Origin of the sequence: Arthrobacter sp. USHLN218 (assembly GCF_037144715.1) — a bacterium.
In the GTDB taxonomy this organism is placed as follows: Bacteria; Actinomycetota; Actinomycetes; order Actinomycetales; family Micrococcaceae; genus Crystallibacter.
Genome location: NZ_JBBCYT010000001.1, coordinates 587,981 through 605,423, shown reverse-complemented (window position 1 = coordinate 605,423; position 17,443 = coordinate 587,981). Strand labels below are relative to the sequence as shown.

Genomic DNA, 17,443 nt, shown 5'->3' with positions numbered 1-17,443 from the left:
TGACGCCGCCGGCGCCCTGCTTTTTGTGCGAAACCTACTTAAAGGGCAGGTCCTCCACCGCCCGGCTGCGCCGGTAATGCAGAACCCGCCCGAGAATCCGGAGAACCCATGAGCCTCGACACCGATCTTGACCGCTCGACTACCGCCGGCAAGATTGCGGAGTTCCGCCGGCGCCAGGCGGAGGCGATGATGCCGTCCGGTCAGGACGCGGTGGACAAGCAGCACGCCCGGGGAAAGCACACCGCCCGCGAGCGCATCGACCTGCTGGTCGACGAGGGCTCCTTCGTCGAATTCGACGCGCTGGCGACCCACCGGTCCACGGCGTTCGGCATGGAGAAGAAGAAACCGCTCGGCGACGGCGTCGTCTCCGGCTACGGCACCGTGGACGGGCGCCTGGTGGCCGTCTACAGCCAGGACTTCTCCGTCTACGGCGGTTCGCTCAGCCAGGTCAACGGCGAGAAGATCGTCAAGGTCCAGGAGTTCGCGCTGCGCAACGGCTGCCCGGTCATCGGGATCAACGACGGCGGCGGCGCCCGCATCCAGGAGGGCGTGGCCTCGCTGGCCATGTTCGCGGACATCTTCCGCAACAACGTGGCAGCTTCCGGCGTGGTCCCGCAAATCTCGCTGATCATGGGACCGTGTGCCGGCGGCGCCGCCTACTCCCCCGCCCTGACCGACTTCGTGGTCATGGTGGACAAGACCTCGCACATGTTCATCACCGGCCCGGACGTCATCAAGACCGTCACCGGCGAGGAGGTGGACATGGAAACCCTCGGCGGCGCGCGCCAGCACAACTCGACGACGGGCACGGCCGCCTACCTCGGGGTGGACGAAGCCGACGCCATCGAATTCGTCCGCGAGCTGCTCGACGTGCTGCCCTCCAACAACCTCACCGAGGCCCCGGCCACCGCATTCGACGAGGAACTCGAGCCCACGGAAGCGGACCTCGAGCTGGACACGCTCATTCCCGACTCGGCCAACCAGCCCTACGACATGCGCAGCGTGATCGAGCACATCGTCGACGACGGCCAGTTCCTGGAGCTGCAGGCCCTTTACGCGCCGAACGTCATCATCGGCTACAGCCGGGTAGAGGGCCACACCGTCGGCATCGTGGCCAACCAGCCGATGCAGTTTGCCGGCACGCTGGACATCGCCGCCTCGGAAAAGGCCGCCCGGTTCGTCCGCCACTGCGATGCGTTCAACATCCCGATCCTGACGCTGGTGGATGTCCCCGGCTTCCTGCCCGGCAAGGACCAGGAATTCAACGGCATCATCCGGCGCGGCGCCAAGCTGCTCTACGCCTACGCCGAGGCCACGGTCCCGAAGCTCACCGTGATCACGCGCAAGGCGTACGGCGGGGCATACATCGTCATGGGTTCGAAGAAGCTCGGCGCCGACCTCAACCTCGCCTGGCCCACCGCCCAGATCGGCGTCATGGGTGCGCAGGGCGCGGTGAACATCCTGTACCGCCGCGACCTCGCCGCCGTCCAGGCCGAAGGCGGCGACGTCGAAGCGCGCCGGCAGGAGATCATCACGCAGTACGAGGACGAACTGCTCAACCCGTACCAGGCGGCCGAACTGGGCTACCTCGACGCCGTCATCGCCCCCTCCGACACCCGGGTCCAGATTGTCCGCGGCCTGCGCGCGCTGCGCGACAAGCGGGCCACGATGCCGCACAAGAAGCACGGAAACATCCCGCTATGACCAAGACCCAGGCCCAGGCCGAAGCCCGGACCGCCGCCGAGGCGGCGCCGCTGTTCACCGTCGCCAAGGGGAATCCGACCCCCGAGGAACTCGCCGCACTCACCGCCGTCGTACTGGCCCTGCAGCCTTCCCCGGAGCCTGCCGCCGCGGCGGAGCAGCCCCGCCGGCGCAGCCCGCGGCGGCGCGAACTGCTGCGCCCCGTCGTCGCGCACGGCCCCGGCGCTTGGCGGCACACCTTCCGCTAGGGCCCGCCGGACGGGCGCTTAACGCGGAGAGCCGGCAGCCCCCAACGTGCTGCCGGCCTCCTCGAAAGGTCGTCCGCGCCGCCTGGAACGGCCCTCCCCAAGGCCGGCGGAACGAAGTCCCAGCGCTGCGGTTCCGGACTGCGGCCGGCGGAGGACGGAGAGCCCCCGATGGCCCCGGAATATTTGCAGCTGCAAATAAAGTAAGCCGAACCACTATCGCGGTCAAGTGCTCGCTAGAGTGGCTCGTATGCCCGATCCGCAGTGGCTCAGCCCCGAAGAACAGCGTGCCTGGGTTCCCCTGGCGGCCCTGCTGTTCCGGCTGCCCTCGGCGTTCGACTCCCAGCTGCAGCGGGACGAGGGCCTGACGTTCGCCAGCTACATGGTCCTGGCCATGCTGGCCGAGCTGCCCAGCCGCACCATGCGGATGAGCGAACTGGCGGCCGCCACCAGCACGTCGCAGTCGCGGATCTCCCGTGTCGCCGGCGGCCTGGAACGGTCCGGCTTCCTGGCGCGCAGCGTCGACCCCCGGGACGGCAGGGCCGTGCTGGCGCGGCTCACCGACGCCGGGCTGGCCAAGGTCCAGGCCGCCTCCGCCGGCCACGTCCGGACCGTCCGCGCCGCCGTCTTCGACCGGCTCAGCCCGGAACAGGTGGGCCAGCTCGCCGCGATCGGCACCAGCCTGATCGGCGAAGACTGGGGCGAGGCCATTGATTCGGGCAGGCCGGCCGCGTCCCAACGCCGCGGCACCTGATGTGCCGCCGGCGGCGGCCCGGAAAGGGTGCCGCTTTCGGGGAGGCCGCCGAATGCCGGTAGGCTCTGCCTGTGACTCACCAGACAACAGAACCCACCACGGACATCCCCGCCCGTGTCCCGTCGGCCATCGACGCCGTCGCCGACGCTTACACGGAAACCCTGCTGGAGCTGAACCCCTCGCTGGCAACGTCGCTCGGCATCCCGGGGCACGAAACGGAGTACCCGGACTACTCCCCCGCCGGCGTAGAGGCCCTGGCCGAATGCGCCCGCGAGGCGCTGCGCCGGCTCGAAGACCTGGAACCCACGGACGACACCGACCGCGTCACCCTCGACGCGATGCGTGAGCGGCTGGGGCTAGACCTGGAGATCCACGAGGCAGGCCTCGATCTCGCCGAAGTCAACAACCTCGCCTCGCCGGTGCAGGACATCCGTGCCATCTTCGACCTGATGCCGCAGGCCACCATCGAGGACTGGAACCACATCGCCGGCCGCATGGCCCACGTTCCGGACGCCCTCGCCGGCTACGCCAGCTCGCTGCGCGAGGCCAGGAAGCGCGGCCGGATCGCGCCCCGCCGCCAGCTGAAGACCGTGATCGAGCAGGCCACCGCCTACGCGGCCGAGGACGGTTTCTTCCAGGCCACCGCCGCCTCCGCTTCCACGAACGACGGCGATCTTCCGCAGGAACTGCGCGAGCGGCTCGCCGAGGGTGCCGGCGCGGCCCGCGACGCCTACCGCAAGCTCGCCGCCATGCTCGAAGGCGAGCTGCTCCCGGAAGCCCCCGAAAAGGACGCCGTGGGGCGCGAGCACTACGCCCTGATGTCCCGGCGCTTCCTGGGCTCCGCCGTCGACCTGGAGGAGACCTACCGCTGGGGCGTCGAGGAGCTTGACCGGATCATCGCGGAGCAGGAGGCGGTTGCAGCGCTGATCAAGCCCGGCGCCTCCATCGAGGAGGCGATGGCGCTGCTGGATGCGGATGAGTCCCGCCAGCTGCACGGGACCGAGGCGCTCCAGGCCTGGATGCAGCGGCTGTCCGACAAGGCCGTCGCCGACCTGTCCGGCACCCACTTCGAGATTCCGGAGACGATGCGGCGGCTCGAGTGCATGATCGCCCCGACCCGCGAGGGCGGCATCTACTACACCGGACCGTCGGACGACTTCGCCCGGCCCGGCCGGATGTGGTGGTCCGTACCGGAGGGCGAAGACAGCTTCAGCACGTGGAAGGAAACCACCACCGTCTACCACGAGGGCGTCCCCGGCCACCACCTGCAGATAGCGACGGCGACCTACCGCCGGGAGCTGCTCAACACCTGGCGGCGCAACATCTGCTGGGTCTCCGGGCACGGCGAAGGCTGGGCGCTTTACGCCGAGCGGCTCATGGACGAGCTGGGCTACCTTGCCGACCCGGGCGACCGGATGGGCATGCTGGACGGCCAGCGGATGCGCGCGGCCCGCGTGGTCTTCGACATCGGCGTCCATCTCGAACTCGAGGTTCCGGAACGCTGGGGCTCGGGTACCTGGACTCCGGAGAAGGGCTACGAGTTCCTGAAGAAGAACATCGCCATCAGCGAGGGGCAGCTGAACTTCGAGTTCACCCGCTACCTCGGCTGGCCGGGCCAGGCCCCCTCGTACAAACTGGGCCAGCGCCTGTGGGAGCAGATCCGGGATGAGCGGCGCCGCCGCGAGGGCACCGCCTTCGACATCAAGGCGTTCCACACGCAGGCGCTGAACATCGGCTCCGTCGGCCTCGACACGCTGCGCCGCGCCCTGCTCGGCGGGGAGCCGGCGGCCCAAGCCTGACCGGCCGGGGCGCGCCAAACGGTTGGCCTGAAATGGCTGGAATGGGCCGCCTATCCAGCCATTTCAGGCCGCGGATCAACGGACGGCCGCGCCCGGCGGCCAGCTTGGGACCGAGCCCTCGGAATCCGCCCCGGCTGCGGGATTGGTCACATCCGGGGCGGGAATAACTTTCCGCACCCCGCGCCGATACCGGGCACGGGCGCAGGGGCCGCACACCGCCGTCGTTCGCGGCGTAATAATACGCAACAATGCTTTTGGCCTGCTAACTTTCCGCCTCCTACAGTCTTCGGGTGACTACCGCAACCAGCACTGAGAAGAGCGGGCGCAGGCTGCCCCGCTGGGCCACATCGTTCGGCCCCCAGATCATCGCCGCCCTCATCGCCGGCCTGGCCCTGGGCCTCGCCGCCAAGAACCTGGGCGAGCCGGCCCCGGGCGAGCCGAACTGGCTCACCGAGACCCTGACCACGATCGGTTCGAGCTACATCTCGCTGCTGAAGGCGGCCGTCGTCCCGCTGATCTTCACCGCCGTGGTCAGCTCGATCGCCAACCTGCGCGCGGTCTCCGACGCCGCCAAGCTCGCCTGGAACACCCTGCTGTGGTTCGCCATCACCGCCTTCATCGCCGTTGTCATCGGCATGGGCCTGGGCACCATCATGCAGCCCGGCGCCAGCGCCGCCGGCGACGTGCCCGGCGAGTACACCGGCCGCACGGGCGACTGGTGGGCATTCCTGACGGGCCTGTTCCCGACCAACTTCCTCGGCCTCGAGGCCACCACGAAGGCCGGCGAGACGGGCGACCTGACCACCAGCCTCGGTTTCAACGTGCTGCAGATCCTGGTCATCTCGATCGCCGTCGGCGTCGCGGCGCTGAAGGTCGGCAAGGCCGCCGAGCCCTTCCTGCACCTGAACGCCTCCGCGCTGGCCGTGATCCAGAAGGTGCTCTGGTGGATCATCCGGCTGGCCCCCATCGGTACGGTGGGCCTGATCGGCAAGGCCGTGGCGACCTACGGCTGGGACACGATGGGCTCACTGGGCCTGTTCACGCTCTCCATCTACATCGGCCTGGTACTGGTGCTCTTCGTGGTCTACCCGGTGCTGGTCCGCGCCCACGGCCTGTCCGTCAAGCAGTGGTTCTCCGGCGCTTGGCCCGCCATCCAGCTGGCTTTCGTCTCCCGCTCCTCGATGGGCACCCTGCCGCTGACCCAGCGCGTGACGGAGCGCAACCTCGGCGTGCCGCGCGCCTACGCCTCCTTCGCGGTGCCGCTGGGCTCCACCACCAAGATGGACGGCTGCGCCTCGATCTACCCCGCCGTCGCCGCCATCTTCGTGGCGCAGTTCTTCGGCGTGGAACTCGGGTTCGTGCACTACGTGCTGATCGCCGTCGTCTCCGTCCTCGGCTCCGCCGCCACGGCGGGAACCACGGGCGCCACCGTGATGCTCACGCTGACCCTGTCCACGCTGGGCCTGCCGCTGGAAGGCGTCGGCCTGCTGCTCGCCGTCGATCCAATCGTGGACATGGGCCGCACGGCCGTCAATGTCGCCGGGCAGACCCTGGTTCCGACCATCGTGGCCAAGCGCCAGGGGATCCTGGACGAGGCGCTGTTCAACGCTCGCCGCACCGGCGATCCGTTCAGCGACGACACCGAGGCTCCGGAAGCCGGGACTGCCTCCGGAGCGGAGTCAATGGAGCGGCGCCCGGAACCGGCCGCCACGGTCTGACGCCGTTCCCGGCGCGCGGGCAATCCGCAGCACGGGCATCCCGCTGCCGAAGGCAGCCGCACGTAGCACACAGGCCCGGCCGGATCCATCCGGCCGGGCCTGCGTCTAGGCGGTACGGCACGACCCCCAACGTCGGACCGGCCCGCGGCCTGGGCCGCACCCGCCCCTGAAGTGCGAGGCGGGTACTGTTCCGCCCAGAATACCTGAATGTTGATAGATCAACTAAGCGTTTCGGGGCACATTTTCTCCCCGCTAGCCGGGCCCCGATCCGTTCCGGCAGCGCGCGGGCTGCCATAGGCTGCCAAGAGCGGCTCCCCCAGGGGCCGCGCATCCGCCCGTTAGGCTTGGTCCGTGACTGAACTGCACCTCATCCTCGCCTCCGCCTCGCCCGCCCGAACCAAACTGCTGACCGACGCCGGCATCGCGCACTCCGTCCTGGTCTCCGACGTAGACGAAGACGCCGTGACGGCCCGCTACGGTGTGACGGATCCGGCCGACACCGCCCTACTGCTGGCCCGGGCCAAGGCCGAGGCCGTCGCCTCGCTCCCGGACGCCGAGGGAGCCCTGGTGCTCGGCTGCGACTCGGTCTTCGAGCTGGACGGCGAGCCGTACGGCAAGCCCTACGAGGCGGACGTCGCGCGCCAGCGCTGGCAGCGCATGAGCGGCCGGCACGGCGTCCTGCATACCGGCCACTGGCTGATCGACTGCCGCGACGTTCCCGCCGACGCGGGAGAAGAGGACGCGGAGGACGGCGAGGACACCAACGACGGCGGCACCGGCGCGACAGTGGGTGCCATCGCCTCGGCGGGGGTCTACTTCGCGCAGCTCAGCGAAGCGGAGATCGATGCCTACATCGCCACCGGCGAGCCGCTCCAGGTGGCCGGCTCCTTCACCATAGATTCGCTCGGCGGGGCATTCATCGAGAAGGTGGACGGCGACCCGCATGCCGTCGTCGGCCTGTCCGTCTCCACCCTGCGCCGGCTGCTGTCGGACGCGGAGGTCGCCATCACGGACCTGTGGCTGCCGCGGCCGGCGGGCTGATTTGTAGGACTCCTACAAAGAATGCGGCACCAACGCGCAGAATCCGCGAGGTTATTGGGCGATACCCGCTAACGCAGGCTAGGCTCCTCAAGGATAGAAGGAGCTATGAATGACCCAGCGCATCACCAAGGTACTGATCGCCAACCGCGGTGAAATCGCCGTCCGGGTAATCCGGGCGGCACGGGATGAAGGAATTGCCTCGGTAGCCGTCTACGCCGAGCCGGACCGCGATGCGCTGCATGTCAGGCTCGCGGACGAGGCGTTTGCCCTCGGCGGCGAAACCGCTGCCGACTCCTACCTGGTGATGGAGAAGCTGCTCGACGCCGCCCGGTCCTCCGGCGCCGACGCCGTACACCCCGGCTACGGATTCCTCTCCGAGAACGCCGAATTCGCGCGCCGGGTCATCGATGCCGGACTGGTCTGGATCGGCCCCTCCCCCGAAGCGATCGCCAAGCTCGGCGACAAGGTGCGGGCCCGCCACATCGCCGAGAAGGTCGGCGCGCCGCTGGTCGCCGGCACCGCCGATCCGGTCAAGGACGTTGCCGAGGTGCTGGAATTCGCCGACGCCTACGGCCTTCCGCTGGCCATCAAGGCGGCCTACGGCGGCGGCGGGCGCGGCATCAAGGTGGTCCGCGACCGCGAAGACATCCCCGAGGCCTATGAGTCCGCCGTCCGCGAGGCCACCGCGGCGTTCGGCCGCGGCGAATGCTTCGTGGAGCGCTTCCTCGACGCCCCGCGCCACGTCGAAACCCAGTGCCTGGCCGATGCCCACGGCAACGTCGTGGTCATCTCCACGCGCGACTGCTCGCTGCAGCGGCGCAACCAGAAACTGGTCGAAGAGGCCCCGGCGCCGTTCCTGAGCCCGGAACAGGAATACAACCTCTACGAGGCGTCCAAGGCCATCCTGCTCGAGGCCCACTACCAGGGCGCCGGCACCTGCGAGTTCCTGGTCGGCCAGGACGGCACCATCTCCTTCCTCGAGGTCAACACGCGCCTGCAGGTCGAGCACACGGTCAGCGAGGAAGTCGCCGGAGTGGACCTGGTCCGCGAGCAGTTCCGGGTGGCGCGCGGCGAGGAGCTCGGCTACGACGACCCGGAAATCCGCGGCCACTCCTTCGAGTTCCGCATCAACGGCGAGGACCCCGGCCGCAACTTCATGCCGGCACCGGGCACCGTGGAGACCCTGAAGCTTCCGACCGGTCCGGGCGTGCGCGTGGACTCCGGAATCGAGGCCGGCGAGGTCGTCGGCGGCAACTTCGACTCCATGCTGGCCAAGCTCATCGTCACCGGCGCGAACCGGACCCAGGCCCTGGAGCGGGCCCGGCGCGCGCTGGCCGAAATGGAGGTCGGCGGCATGCCCACCGTGCTGCCGTTCCACCGCGCAGTGGTGGCAGACCCGGACTTCGCACCTGCGGACCCTGAAGAACCGTTCAGCGTGCACACCCGCTGGATCGAAACCGAGTTCGTCAACGACATCCCCGCGTTTGCCGGCGTAGCGGCGGCGCAGGAAGACGACGACCGCCAGCGCGTCACGGTCGAGGTCGGCGGCAAGCGGCTGGAGGTCGTGCTCCCGGCAGGGCTCGCCGCTTCCTCGCCGAGCCGCGCCAACGGCAAGCCCAGGCGCACCCGGGGCCGCTCGGCGTCGGCCGCCGGAGCGGCCAGCGGCGATGACCTGTCGTCGCCCATGCAGGGCACCATCGTCAAAGTCGCCGTCAGCGACGGCGACACGGTCGCCGAAGGCGATCTCGTCGTCGTACTCGAAGCGATGAAGATGGAACAGCCGCTCACGGCGCACAAGGCCGGCACCATTTCCGGCTTGAGTGCCAAGCCCGGCGACACGGTGTCCGCCGGAGCCGTGCTGGCCGCGATCACCGACTGAGCCTTACCGCCCGTGCCTTCGAGGCCCGCCGCCCTCCCGGCGGCGGGCCTCGTTTGCATGCCGCGGGAGATTCCGTGGAGATTCCGTCCGGCCGGAAACCCGCTGCGGGCGCTTAACGACGGGCACGCCGCATTCGCGCCCGGCGTTCGCCTTGGGCAGAAAATCCAACCGGATAAATCCATACAATAAGCATGCTTTGTTGTACCGTTGGTCTTGGTAAGGGAAATAACCGGCACCCGCCGGTGGCCATTATCACCGTAAGGAGATATGCACCATGGGATTTCTTGCTTTTCTTATCCTCGGGCTGATCGCCGGAGCCATTGCGAAGCTGATCCTGCCCGGTGACCAGGGCGGTGGCTGGATCGCCACTCTGGTACTGGGTGTCATCGGAGCACTGCTGGGCGGCTGGATCGGAGGCGCAGTTGCAGGCGCCGAGATGAACGAGTTCTTCAGCCTTACCACCTGGCTCTGGGCCATCATCGGCTCGCTGATCGTCCTGGTCATCTGGGGCTTCATCACCAAGCGCCGGGCAACCTAACCCTCGAATCCAGAGCCGTTGCTACGGCCGCGGCTTAACAGATCAAGGCCCGCAGTTCCTTACCGGAACTGCGGGCCTTGGTCTGTTCTGGCGCTGGGCTAGGCGGGAATCAGCTGCTGACGCCCTCGTAGTCCATGTCCTTGGTCTCCTTGCTCAGGAGCAGGGCCACCAGCGTGAGGACAGCGGCGCCGCTGAGGTAAAGGCCCACCAGCAGGGTGCTGCCGCCGGCGGCCTGCCAGAGTGCCACGGCGACGAACGGTGCCAGCGCGGCACCCAGGATCGAGGAGAAGTTGTAGGCGACGGCCGAACCGGTGTACCGGACGTTGGTCGGGAACAGCTCCGGCAGGATCGCACCCATCGGGCCGAAGGTCAGGCCCATGAGGGTGAAGCCCAGGATCAGATGGAACATGGTGCCCGCGAATCCGGCGTTGAACAGCGGAACCCACAGGAAGCCGAAGACGAAGATGCCCAGTGTGACCGCGATCAGGGTCTTTTTCCGGCCGAACTTCTCCGCCAGCGGACCGGCCACCAGCGTGAAGATGCCGAAGAACACCACGCCGACGATCAGCATCAGCAGGAAGTCGTTGCGGGCGTAGCCCAGGCCTTCGGTGAAGGTGGACGGGTCGAACGCCTTGCCCGCGGCCTCGGCCTTCGCGGCCGCTTCCTCGGCGGTCCGTGCGGCGGTGCCGTAGGACAGCGTGAAGGTGGTCATCAGGTAGAAGAGCACGTAGGTGGCCAGCATGATGAAGGTGCCCAGGATGAGCTGGCGCCAGCTGACCTTGAAGACGCGGCCGAGCGGGAGCTTGGTGACCTCGCCCTTGTCCATGACCTTCTGGAACGCCGGCGTCTCCACCAGCTTCAACCGGACCCACAGGCCGATGATGACCATGATGGCGCTGGCCAGGAACGGAATGCGCCAGCCCCACGCCATGAACTGCTCATTCGTCAGGTTGATGCTCAGCACCAGGAACAGGCTGTTGGCGATGATGAAGCCAATCGGGGCCCCGAGCTGCGGGAAGGTTCCGTAGATGGCGCGCTTGTTGGCCGGCGCGTTCTCCGTGGCCAGCAGCGCGGCGCCGCTCCATTCCCCGCCGAGCGCGAGTCCCTGGGCAAACCGCATCAGGACCAGGAGGGCCGGGGCCCAGAAGGCCCAGCCGGTCACCTGGGCCGACGGCAGGCAGCCGATCAGGAAGGTGGCAATACCCATCGTCAACAGGGAGGCAACCAGCGTCCCCTTGCGGCCGTGCCGGTCACCGAAGTGGCCGAAGAGGATGGATCCCAACGGGCGGGCAACGAAGGCCACGCCGAAGACGGCGAAGGAGCTCAGGAGCGCATAGATGCCCTCCGAGTTCGGGAAGAACAGGGCGGGGAACACGAGGACCGCCGCCGTGGCGTAGACATAGAAGTCGTAGAACTCGACGGATGTGCCGATGAGGCTCGCAACGATGACCCGGCCGCGCGAGTTCGCGGGGGCGGTGGCTGCATTCGATGCAGCGGTTGCTGGAGTGGACATAAAGGGTTGCTTTCGATGGAAAAGTATGAATATCGCCCATAATGCTACTCCGGCGCGTCCAGCATCCGGATTTCTGTCTCGAAATATGGACGGCGTTGGCGCGTGCAGCCGTGGTCCGCCTAAGTTGCCCTCCCGCGCCCTGTCCATCGTGCCAGGGGACTACTGTGCCCGCAGCCCGGAGACGGTGCCTAGAGTTGGGGGTGTGGCGGCAGGAGAAGCGGCGCAGAACGACGGCGGGTGGCCGGGGCAGCGTGCCGGGGTGGGTCGTGCCCGCTACGGGCAGGAACCGTACGTCCGCGCGACCGTCGGCGGCGAAACTGTGGACGCCAAGGCCATCTCGTGGACCCGGACCGACGTCCAGCTCAAGTGGGTGGACGCCGGCGGCTCGACGCGGACCGGATGGGTCCCGGCGTCGGCGGTGCGGCGGATCAGCCGGGACGAGTCCGCCTGGCGGGACCCGTACGACGACTACGGCTTCTATTACCCCGAGCCCGGTAACCCTCCCCCGCGCCCCGCCGCACCGCCGGCGGAACCGCCGGATGCGGCACAATAGGTTCAGTGACTGACTTGCCCCGCCCTGCCGCACCCGACGCCCAGCCCGCCGCCGCTTCCGGATCCCCCGCCCTCGATCCGGCCCGCCTGGCCGCCCGCATCTACGCACAGATCGCGGAGGAACTCGGCGTCAAGCCGTGGCAGGTGAAGGCGGCCGTGGAACTGCTCGACGGCGGCTCCACCGTTCCGTTCATCGCCCGTTACCGCAAAGAGGTCACGGGGACGCTGGACGATGCCCAGCTGCGCGACCTTGAAGAGCGCCTGCGCTACCTGCGCGAGCTCGAGGACCGCCGGCAGAGCGTGCTGGAGAGCATTGCGCAGCAGGGCAAGCTGACCGCCGAGCTGGAAGCCAGCATCAACGCCGCCGACACGAAGGCCCGGCTGGAAGACATCTACCTGCCCTTCAAGTCCAAGCGGCGGACCAAGGCCCAGATCGCGCGCGAGGCCGGCCTCGAACCGCTGGCCGACGCGCTGCTGGCCGACCCGGGTCTCGACCCGGAGGCCGCTGCCGGCGGCTACCTGAATGCCGAGCATGCCGTTAACGATCCGGCCGAAGCGCTGGCCGGGGCGCGCGCCATTCTGGTCGAGCGCGTCAGCCAGGACGCCGACCTGGTCAGCGAACTGCGCGAGCGGGTCTGGACTCAGGGCCGGGTCCGCGCGCAGGTCCGTGGAGGCATGGAGGCCGAGGGGCAGAAGTTCGCCGACTACTTCGACTTCGCCCAGCTGCCCTCCGGGCTGCCGTCGCACCGGGTGCTGGCGCTGCTGCGCGGCGAAAAGGAGGGCGTGCTCGAACTGAACATCGCCGAAGCGGATGCCTCCGACCAGGAGGAGTACGCCGCGGCCCGCGCCCGGTTCGAGGGCAGCGTCGCCCGGGCCCTTGGAGTCGCCGACCGCGGCCGGCCGGCGGACAAGTGGCTCATGCAGACCGCCCAGCTGGGCTGGCGCCGCATCCTTGTGAAGCTGGCCATCGACCTGCGCGTGCGGCTCTTTACCGACGCCGAGGACGAGGCCGTGCGGATCTTCGCGGCCAACCTGCGCGACGTGCTGCTGGCCGCACCGGCCGGCAACCGGGCTACCCTGGGCCTCGACCCGGGCCTGCGCACGGGCGTGAAGGTCGCCGTCGTCAATGGCACGGGAAAGGTGGTGGCCACCAGCACCATCTACCCCCACGCCCCGGCGAAGAAGTGGGACGACGCACTGGCCACGCTCGCGCGGTTGTGCGAACAGCACCATGTGGACCTCGTGGCGATCGGCAACGGCACGGCGTCGCGCGAGACGGACAAGCTGGCCACCGAACTGATCAAGCTACTGGCGCCGACGCAGAAGCTGCAGAAGCTCGTGGTGTCCGAGGCCGGGGCCTCGGTGTACTCAGCCTCCGCTTTGGCCTCGGCCGAACTGCCGGAGCTGGATGTCTCGCTGCGCGGAGCGGTATCGATCGCCAGGCGGCTGCAGGACCCGCTGGCCGAGCTGGTCAAGATCGACCCGAAGTCCATCGGCGTGGGCCAGTACCAGCACGACGTCACGGCGAACAAGCTGGAGCGGTCGCTGGACGCCGTCGTCGAAGACTGCGTGAACGCCGTGGGCGTGGACGTGAACACCGCATCGCCGGCGCTGCTGGCCCGGGTGGCGGGTGTTGGCCCGCTGCTCAGCGGGAACATCGTTGCGTACCGCGACGAGAACGGGCCGTTCGCCAAGCGCGCGGACCTGAAGAAGGTGCCGCGGCTGGGCGCCAAGGCCTTCGAGCAGTGTGCCGGCTTCCTGCGGATCACCGGCGGCGCCGAACCGCTGGATTCCTCCAGCGTCCACCCGGAGGCCTACGGCGTCGCGCGCAAGGTGCTGGCCGCTGCTGGCGCCGCAGCGGCCGATGTGCCCCGCGGCCTGGGCTCTCTGGCCACCCTGGATCCGCTCCAGTTCGTCGACGAGACGTTCGGCCTGCCCACGGTCAGGGACATCATGGCCGAGCTGGAGAAGCCCGGGCGCGACCCGCGGCCCGTCTTCACCACCGCAAGCTTCTCCGAAGGCGTCGAAAAGATCTCCGACCTGAAGCCCGGGATGATCCTGGAAGGGACCGTGACGAACGTGGCCGCCTTCGGCGCCTTCGTGGACATCGGAGTCCACCAGGACGGTCTGGTGCACATTTCCGCCATGTCCAGCAAATTCGTGTCCAACCCGCACGAGGTGGTCAAGTCCGGCCAGGTGGTCAAGGTCAAGGTGCTGGAAGCGGACCCGGACCGCAAGCGCATCTCGCTTAGCCTGCGCCTCGATGACGAAGCCCCCGCCGAGGGCGGAGCCCGGCAGGGCCAGCGCAGCGGCGCCCGGCCCGGGGCCGATTCGGGCCGGAACCGCGGGGATGACGCGGGGCGGAGCCGCGGGGGCGACCGGGGCCGGAACCGCGGAGGCGAGCCGCAGCAGGGGCGGCGCGGCAACGGCGGCCGCCAGCAGCGGCAGCAGGCAGGCGGCAACAGCGGCAATACCGCCGACACCGCGATGGCCGAGGCGCTCCGCCGGGCCGGCCTGGGCAAGTAGGAGCCCAGCCATTTTCCATCCTTCCGGGGCTACGTTTGCGGCCATAGCGGGTCCGCCGGACCCGGCGGCAGTGGAGGGGGCTCGGGCCGATGCATCGGATCCTGTGCGGACTACGCGGAGCATTGGGCGGCGCGGCCCTGGTCCTGCTTCTGTCGGGCTGTGCCGGCGGTGTGGCGCCGCAGGACCCGGCGACCGGCCCCGTCACGGCGGTGCGCGGCGACACTGATGCCGCTGCTCCACCCGCTGCCGGCGCCGCTCCACCTGCCGCCACGCGCCTCGAAGCCACCGGCGCGGCATCTCCCCCGCCGGCCACGCCGGAGCGCGCGGAGGCGGCGCCCGCGGCCAGGGCCGTCCCGGGCCCCGTGGTGACCCGCGGCATGGAACGCAACATCGTGCTCGAGGGTCAGGACGTCCGGCTGCACTGCGACGACGGCGGCAGCATCGATATCGAGGCCAGCCACGTCATCCTCGTGGTGACCGGCCACTGCCAGGAGATCGAAATCATGGGTGCCAACGTCACCGTCAAAGCAGAGGTCCTCGACGAGCTCGACATCTCGGGCAACGGCAACACCGTCCACGCCGCGGAGGCCGCCGAGCTGAAGGTCGAGGGCGACGCCAACTCGGTCACGCTCGGTACCGTCGGCGAGGTCGACGCGGCGGGCAGCGCCAACACCATCACCTTCGAATCGGGCGGCCCGGACGTGGAGGACACCGGCCAGGGCAACAGCATCGCGGCCGGCTAAGGCTTGACGGGAGCGGCAACGGCTATGCTCGCACTTCCAACCGGGCTGCTATCCCGGGCTATTCGAGCGCAGCGATGACGCGGTCCGCGATGGCCCGGTGCCCGCGGTCATCCACGTGGATCTGGTCAGCGATCACCATGTCCGGGTTCAGCACGTCCGGTTCCAGCAGGCTCACATAGGTCGCGTCGGCGGCGGCGGCCGCTTCCCTGACGGCCGCGTCAATCGCCAGCACGGTTTGGTCCACGCTGCCGGGTGTCGAGGGGCCGACCGCGACGATTTCCGCCTGCGGCAGTTCCTCCCGCAGCGCCTCGTACAGCCCGGCGATCGCCTGCACCGTCCCGCCCGGATCGACGGCGAAGGTACCGAAATCGTTCTGTCCGCCGGACACGACGACGATCTGCGGTTCGTCGTCGAGCACCTGGCCCACCCGGCCCTGGTACTCCGCGTCACCGGCGCTGGTGTGGTAGCCGGTGCCCGAAACGCCGCGGTTGGCCTCTTCCCACCCGAGCTCCCCCGCCACGAGCGTGCTCCAGCGCCGCTCCGGCACGGACGCCCCGATGCCTTCGGTGTAGGAGTCGCCGAGGAAGACGGCGACCGGCGGCTCCTTCTCCTCCTTCGCCGCAACCGTGGCCGCGGCGGCCGCCTTAGGCGTCCCCGAAACCTGCTGTGCGTTCTGGTTCGCCCGGACGGACGGCGCGGGCGCCGAGCCCGGCGCCACCGGCGGCGGCTTCGGCACGAAGGCATACACAATCGCGCCCAGCGTCAGCAGCGCCAGCACGGCGACCCCGATGTTTTGCCAGACCTTCTTCTGATAAAAGCGCTCGCGCGGCACTTACTCGTCCCCCCTGCGGTCTCGGACCAGGTAGCTCTACCGGCTCTACCCTATGGGCGGAACGCCTAGAGATGCACGTGCAGGCGGCGCGCCGCCTCCGAAATCGACCCAGTGAGCGACGGGTACACGGTGAAAGTGCTGGCAACGTCGTCCACGTGCATCTTCTGCGACACGGCCAGGGCGATCGGGAAGATCAGCTCGGACGCCCGCGGGGCCACCACGACGCCGCCGATCACCGTTCCGGACCCCCGGCGCGCGATGATCTTGACGAAGCCCTCCGTCACGTTCATCATCTTCGCCCGCGGGTTCGTGCTGAGCGAGAGCTTGATGACGTCGCCCTGGTACTTGCCGGCGGCCACGTCCTCTTCGGTGACGCCGACGGTGGCGATCTCCGGGCTGGTGAAGATGTTGGAGGCCACCTGCTTGAGCTTCAACGGCTTGACCACGTCGCCGAGCAGGTGTGCCACGGCGATGCGGCCCTGCATGGCGGCCACCGAGGCCAGCGCGAGCACGCCGGTGCAGTCTCCCGCCGCATAGATGTTCGGCGCGGTGGTGCGGGACACGCCGTCGACCTTGATGTGGCCGCTCTCAGCCAGCGCCACGCCGGCTTCTTCCAGGCCGATGCCGGCCGTGTTCGGCACGGATCCGACGGCGACCAGGCAGTGCGATCCGTCCACGGTGCGCCCGTCCGCCAGCGTGACCCGCACGCCGTCCTCGGTCCGGTCCACCGCGGAGGCGCGGGATTTGGACAGGACCTCGAGGCCATTGTTGGCGAACACGTCCTCCAGGACACCGGCGGCGTCCGCGTCCTCGCCCGGGAGCACGCGGTCCCGCGAGGACACGAGCGTGACCCGGGTGCCCAGCAGCCGGTAGGCCGAGGCGAACTCCGCGCCGGTCACGCCGGAGCCGATCACGATCAGGTGCTTGGGCACCTCGGTCAGGTTGTAGATCTGGGTCCAGTTGAAGATCCGCTCGCCGTCCGGCTTCGCCGTCGGCAGTTCGCGGGGCGTGGCTCCGGTCGCGAGCAGGATCGCGTCGGCGTCCACCGTCTGGATGCCGGATTCGGTGGTCACGGCGATGGAGTTCGGATCGGTCAGGCGGCCCTCGCCGATGATGACCTTCACACCCATCCGTTCCAGCCCGCGGTGGATGTCCGAGGACTGGCTCTCGGCCAGCTTGAGCAGGCGGGCATTGACGGTCTTCAGGTCCGCGTAGGCCGCGTGCGCCTGCTCGTCGAAACGCACGCCGAGGTCGTGCGCGCCGGCCACCCGGCGCATGGCGTCCGCCGTCGCAATCAGGGTCTTGGAGGGAACAACGTCGGTCAGCACGGCGGAGCCGCCGAGGCCTTTGCGTTCGATGACGGTCACCTTCGCCCCGAGGGACGCGGCCACCATGGCGGCTTCGTAACCGCCGGGGCCGCCGCCGAGGATGGCAAGACGCGGAGCACTGAAATCTATTTGGGTCGACACAAGGCCATTCTGTCGTACGCCCCGGACCTGCTCAACCCGAACGGCGGGGTCCGGGCGCCGCAGCGATCCCGCGCCCTGGCCGACCTCGCGCAGGAGCAACGCGCGGCGGGCACGTGTGAAGCGTACGACGGCG

14 protein-coding genes are annotated in these 17,443 nt (G+C 69.2%); 11 read left to right on the top strand and 3 right to left on the bottom strand.

Annotation, left to right across the window (positions count from 1 at the left end):
- The first annotated feature begins 108 nt into the window (after window positions 1-108).
- From WFH44_RS02685 to WFH44_RS02650, 8 genes are all read left to right on the top strand, one after another.
- Window positions 109-1,704, top strand: coding sequence for an acyl-CoA carboxylase subunit beta (locus WFH44_RS02685; RefSeq protein ID WP_336711526.1), 1,596 nt, complete (start codon window positions 109-111; stop codon window positions 1,702-1,704).
- Complete coding sequence (locus WFH44_RS02680; RefSeq protein WP_336711525.1) at window positions 1,701-1,949, top strand: acyl-CoA carboxylase subunit epsilon; 249 nt, start codon at window positions 1,701-1,703, stop codon at window positions 1,947-1,949. The genes WFH44_RS02685 and WFH44_RS02680 overlap by 4 nt, the downstream gene beginning before the upstream one ends.
- Before the next feature lie 247 nt (window positions 1,950-2,196).
- Window positions 2,197-2,700, top strand: a complete 504-nt coding sequence (locus WFH44_RS02675; protein ID WP_336711523.1) for a MarR family winged helix-turn-helix transcriptional regulator — start codon at window positions 2,197-2,199, stop codon at window positions 2,698-2,700.
- 71 nt (window positions 2,701-2,771) lie between these two features.
- A complete protein-coding gene (locus WFH44_RS02670; RefSeq protein WP_336711521.1) occupies window positions 2,772-4,499 on the top strand; it encodes a DUF885 domain-containing protein in 1,728 nt (575 codons plus the stop codon).
- A 290-nt stretch (window positions 4,500-4,789) separates the two neighbouring features.
- Window positions 4,790-6,217 carry a dicarboxylate/amino acid:cation symporter gene (locus WFH44_RS02665; protein WP_336711520.1) on the top strand — a complete coding sequence of 476 codons (1,428 nt, stop codon included), beginning with the start codon at window positions 4,790-4,792 and terminating at the stop codon, window positions 6,215-6,217.
- Between the two features lie 351 nt (window positions 6,218-6,568).
- Window positions 6,569-7,258 carry a Maf family protein gene (locus WFH44_RS02660; RefSeq protein ID WP_336711518.1) on the top strand — a complete coding sequence of 230 codons (690 nt, stop codon included), beginning with the start codon at window positions 6,569-6,571 and terminating at the stop codon, window positions 7,256-7,258.
- Window positions 7,259-7,367: 109 nt separating this feature from the next.
- The gene (locus WFH44_RS02655) at window positions 7,368-9,137 is read left to right on the top strand and encodes an acetyl/propionyl/methylcrotonyl-CoA carboxylase subunit alpha (protein WP_336711517.1); all 1,770 of its coding nucleotides are present in this window, start codon (window positions 7,368-7,370) and stop codon (window positions 9,135-9,137) included.
- 274 nt (window positions 9,138-9,411) lie between these two features.
- The gene (locus WFH44_RS02650; RefSeq protein ID WP_005275018.1) at window positions 9,412-9,675 is read left to right on the top strand and encodes a GlsB/YeaQ/YmgE family stress response membrane protein; all 264 of its coding nucleotides are present in this window, start codon (window positions 9,412-9,414) and stop codon (window positions 9,673-9,675) included.
- Window positions 9,676-9,784: 109 nt separating this feature from the next.
- Here WFH44_RS02650 and WFH44_RS02645 read toward each other — a convergent pair whose 3' ends face one another.
- Window positions 9,785-11,188: an MFS transporter gene (locus WFH44_RS02645; RefSeq protein WP_336711515.1), complete on the bottom strand. Its 1,404-nt coding sequence runs from the start codon at window positions 11,186-11,188 to the stop codon at window positions 9,785-9,787.
- 202 nt (window positions 11,189-11,390) lie between these two features.
- On the opposite strand from WFH44_RS02645, the gene WFH44_RS02640 reads away from it, so the two are divergent.
- From WFH44_RS02640 to WFH44_RS02630, 3 genes are all read left to right on the top strand, one after another.
- Window positions 11,391-11,741, top strand: coding sequence for a hypothetical protein (locus WFH44_RS02640; protein ID WP_336711514.1), 351 nt, complete (start codon window positions 11,391-11,393; stop codon window positions 11,739-11,741).
- Between the two features lie 5 nt (window positions 11,742-11,746).
- Window positions 11,747-14,266, top strand: a complete 2,520-nt coding sequence (locus tag WFH44_RS02635; protein WP_336711512.1) for a Tex family protein — start codon at window positions 11,747-11,749, stop codon at window positions 14,264-14,266.
- Between the two features lie 89 nt (window positions 14,267-14,355).
- Window positions 14,356-15,009: a DUF3060 domain-containing protein gene (locus tag WFH44_RS02630; RefSeq protein WP_336711510.1), complete on the top strand. Its 654-nt coding sequence runs from the start codon at window positions 14,356-14,358 to the stop codon at window positions 15,007-15,009.
- Between the two features lie 58 nt (window positions 15,010-15,067).
- Here the strand turns inward: WFH44_RS02630 and WFH44_RS02625 are convergent, their stop codons facing one another.
- A complete protein-coding gene (locus tag WFH44_RS02625) occupies window positions 15,068-15,841 on the bottom strand; it encodes an SGNH/GDSL hydrolase family protein (protein ID WP_336711508.1) in 774 nt (257 codons plus the stop codon).
- A gap of 65 nt (window positions 15,842-15,906) precedes the next feature.
- Window positions 15,907-17,310: an NAD(P)H-quinone dehydrogenase gene (locus WFH44_RS02620; protein ID WP_336711505.1), complete on the bottom strand. Its 1,404-nt coding sequence runs from the start codon at window positions 17,308-17,310 to the stop codon at window positions 15,907-15,909.
- Window positions 17,311-17,443: the final 133 nt, after the last annotated feature.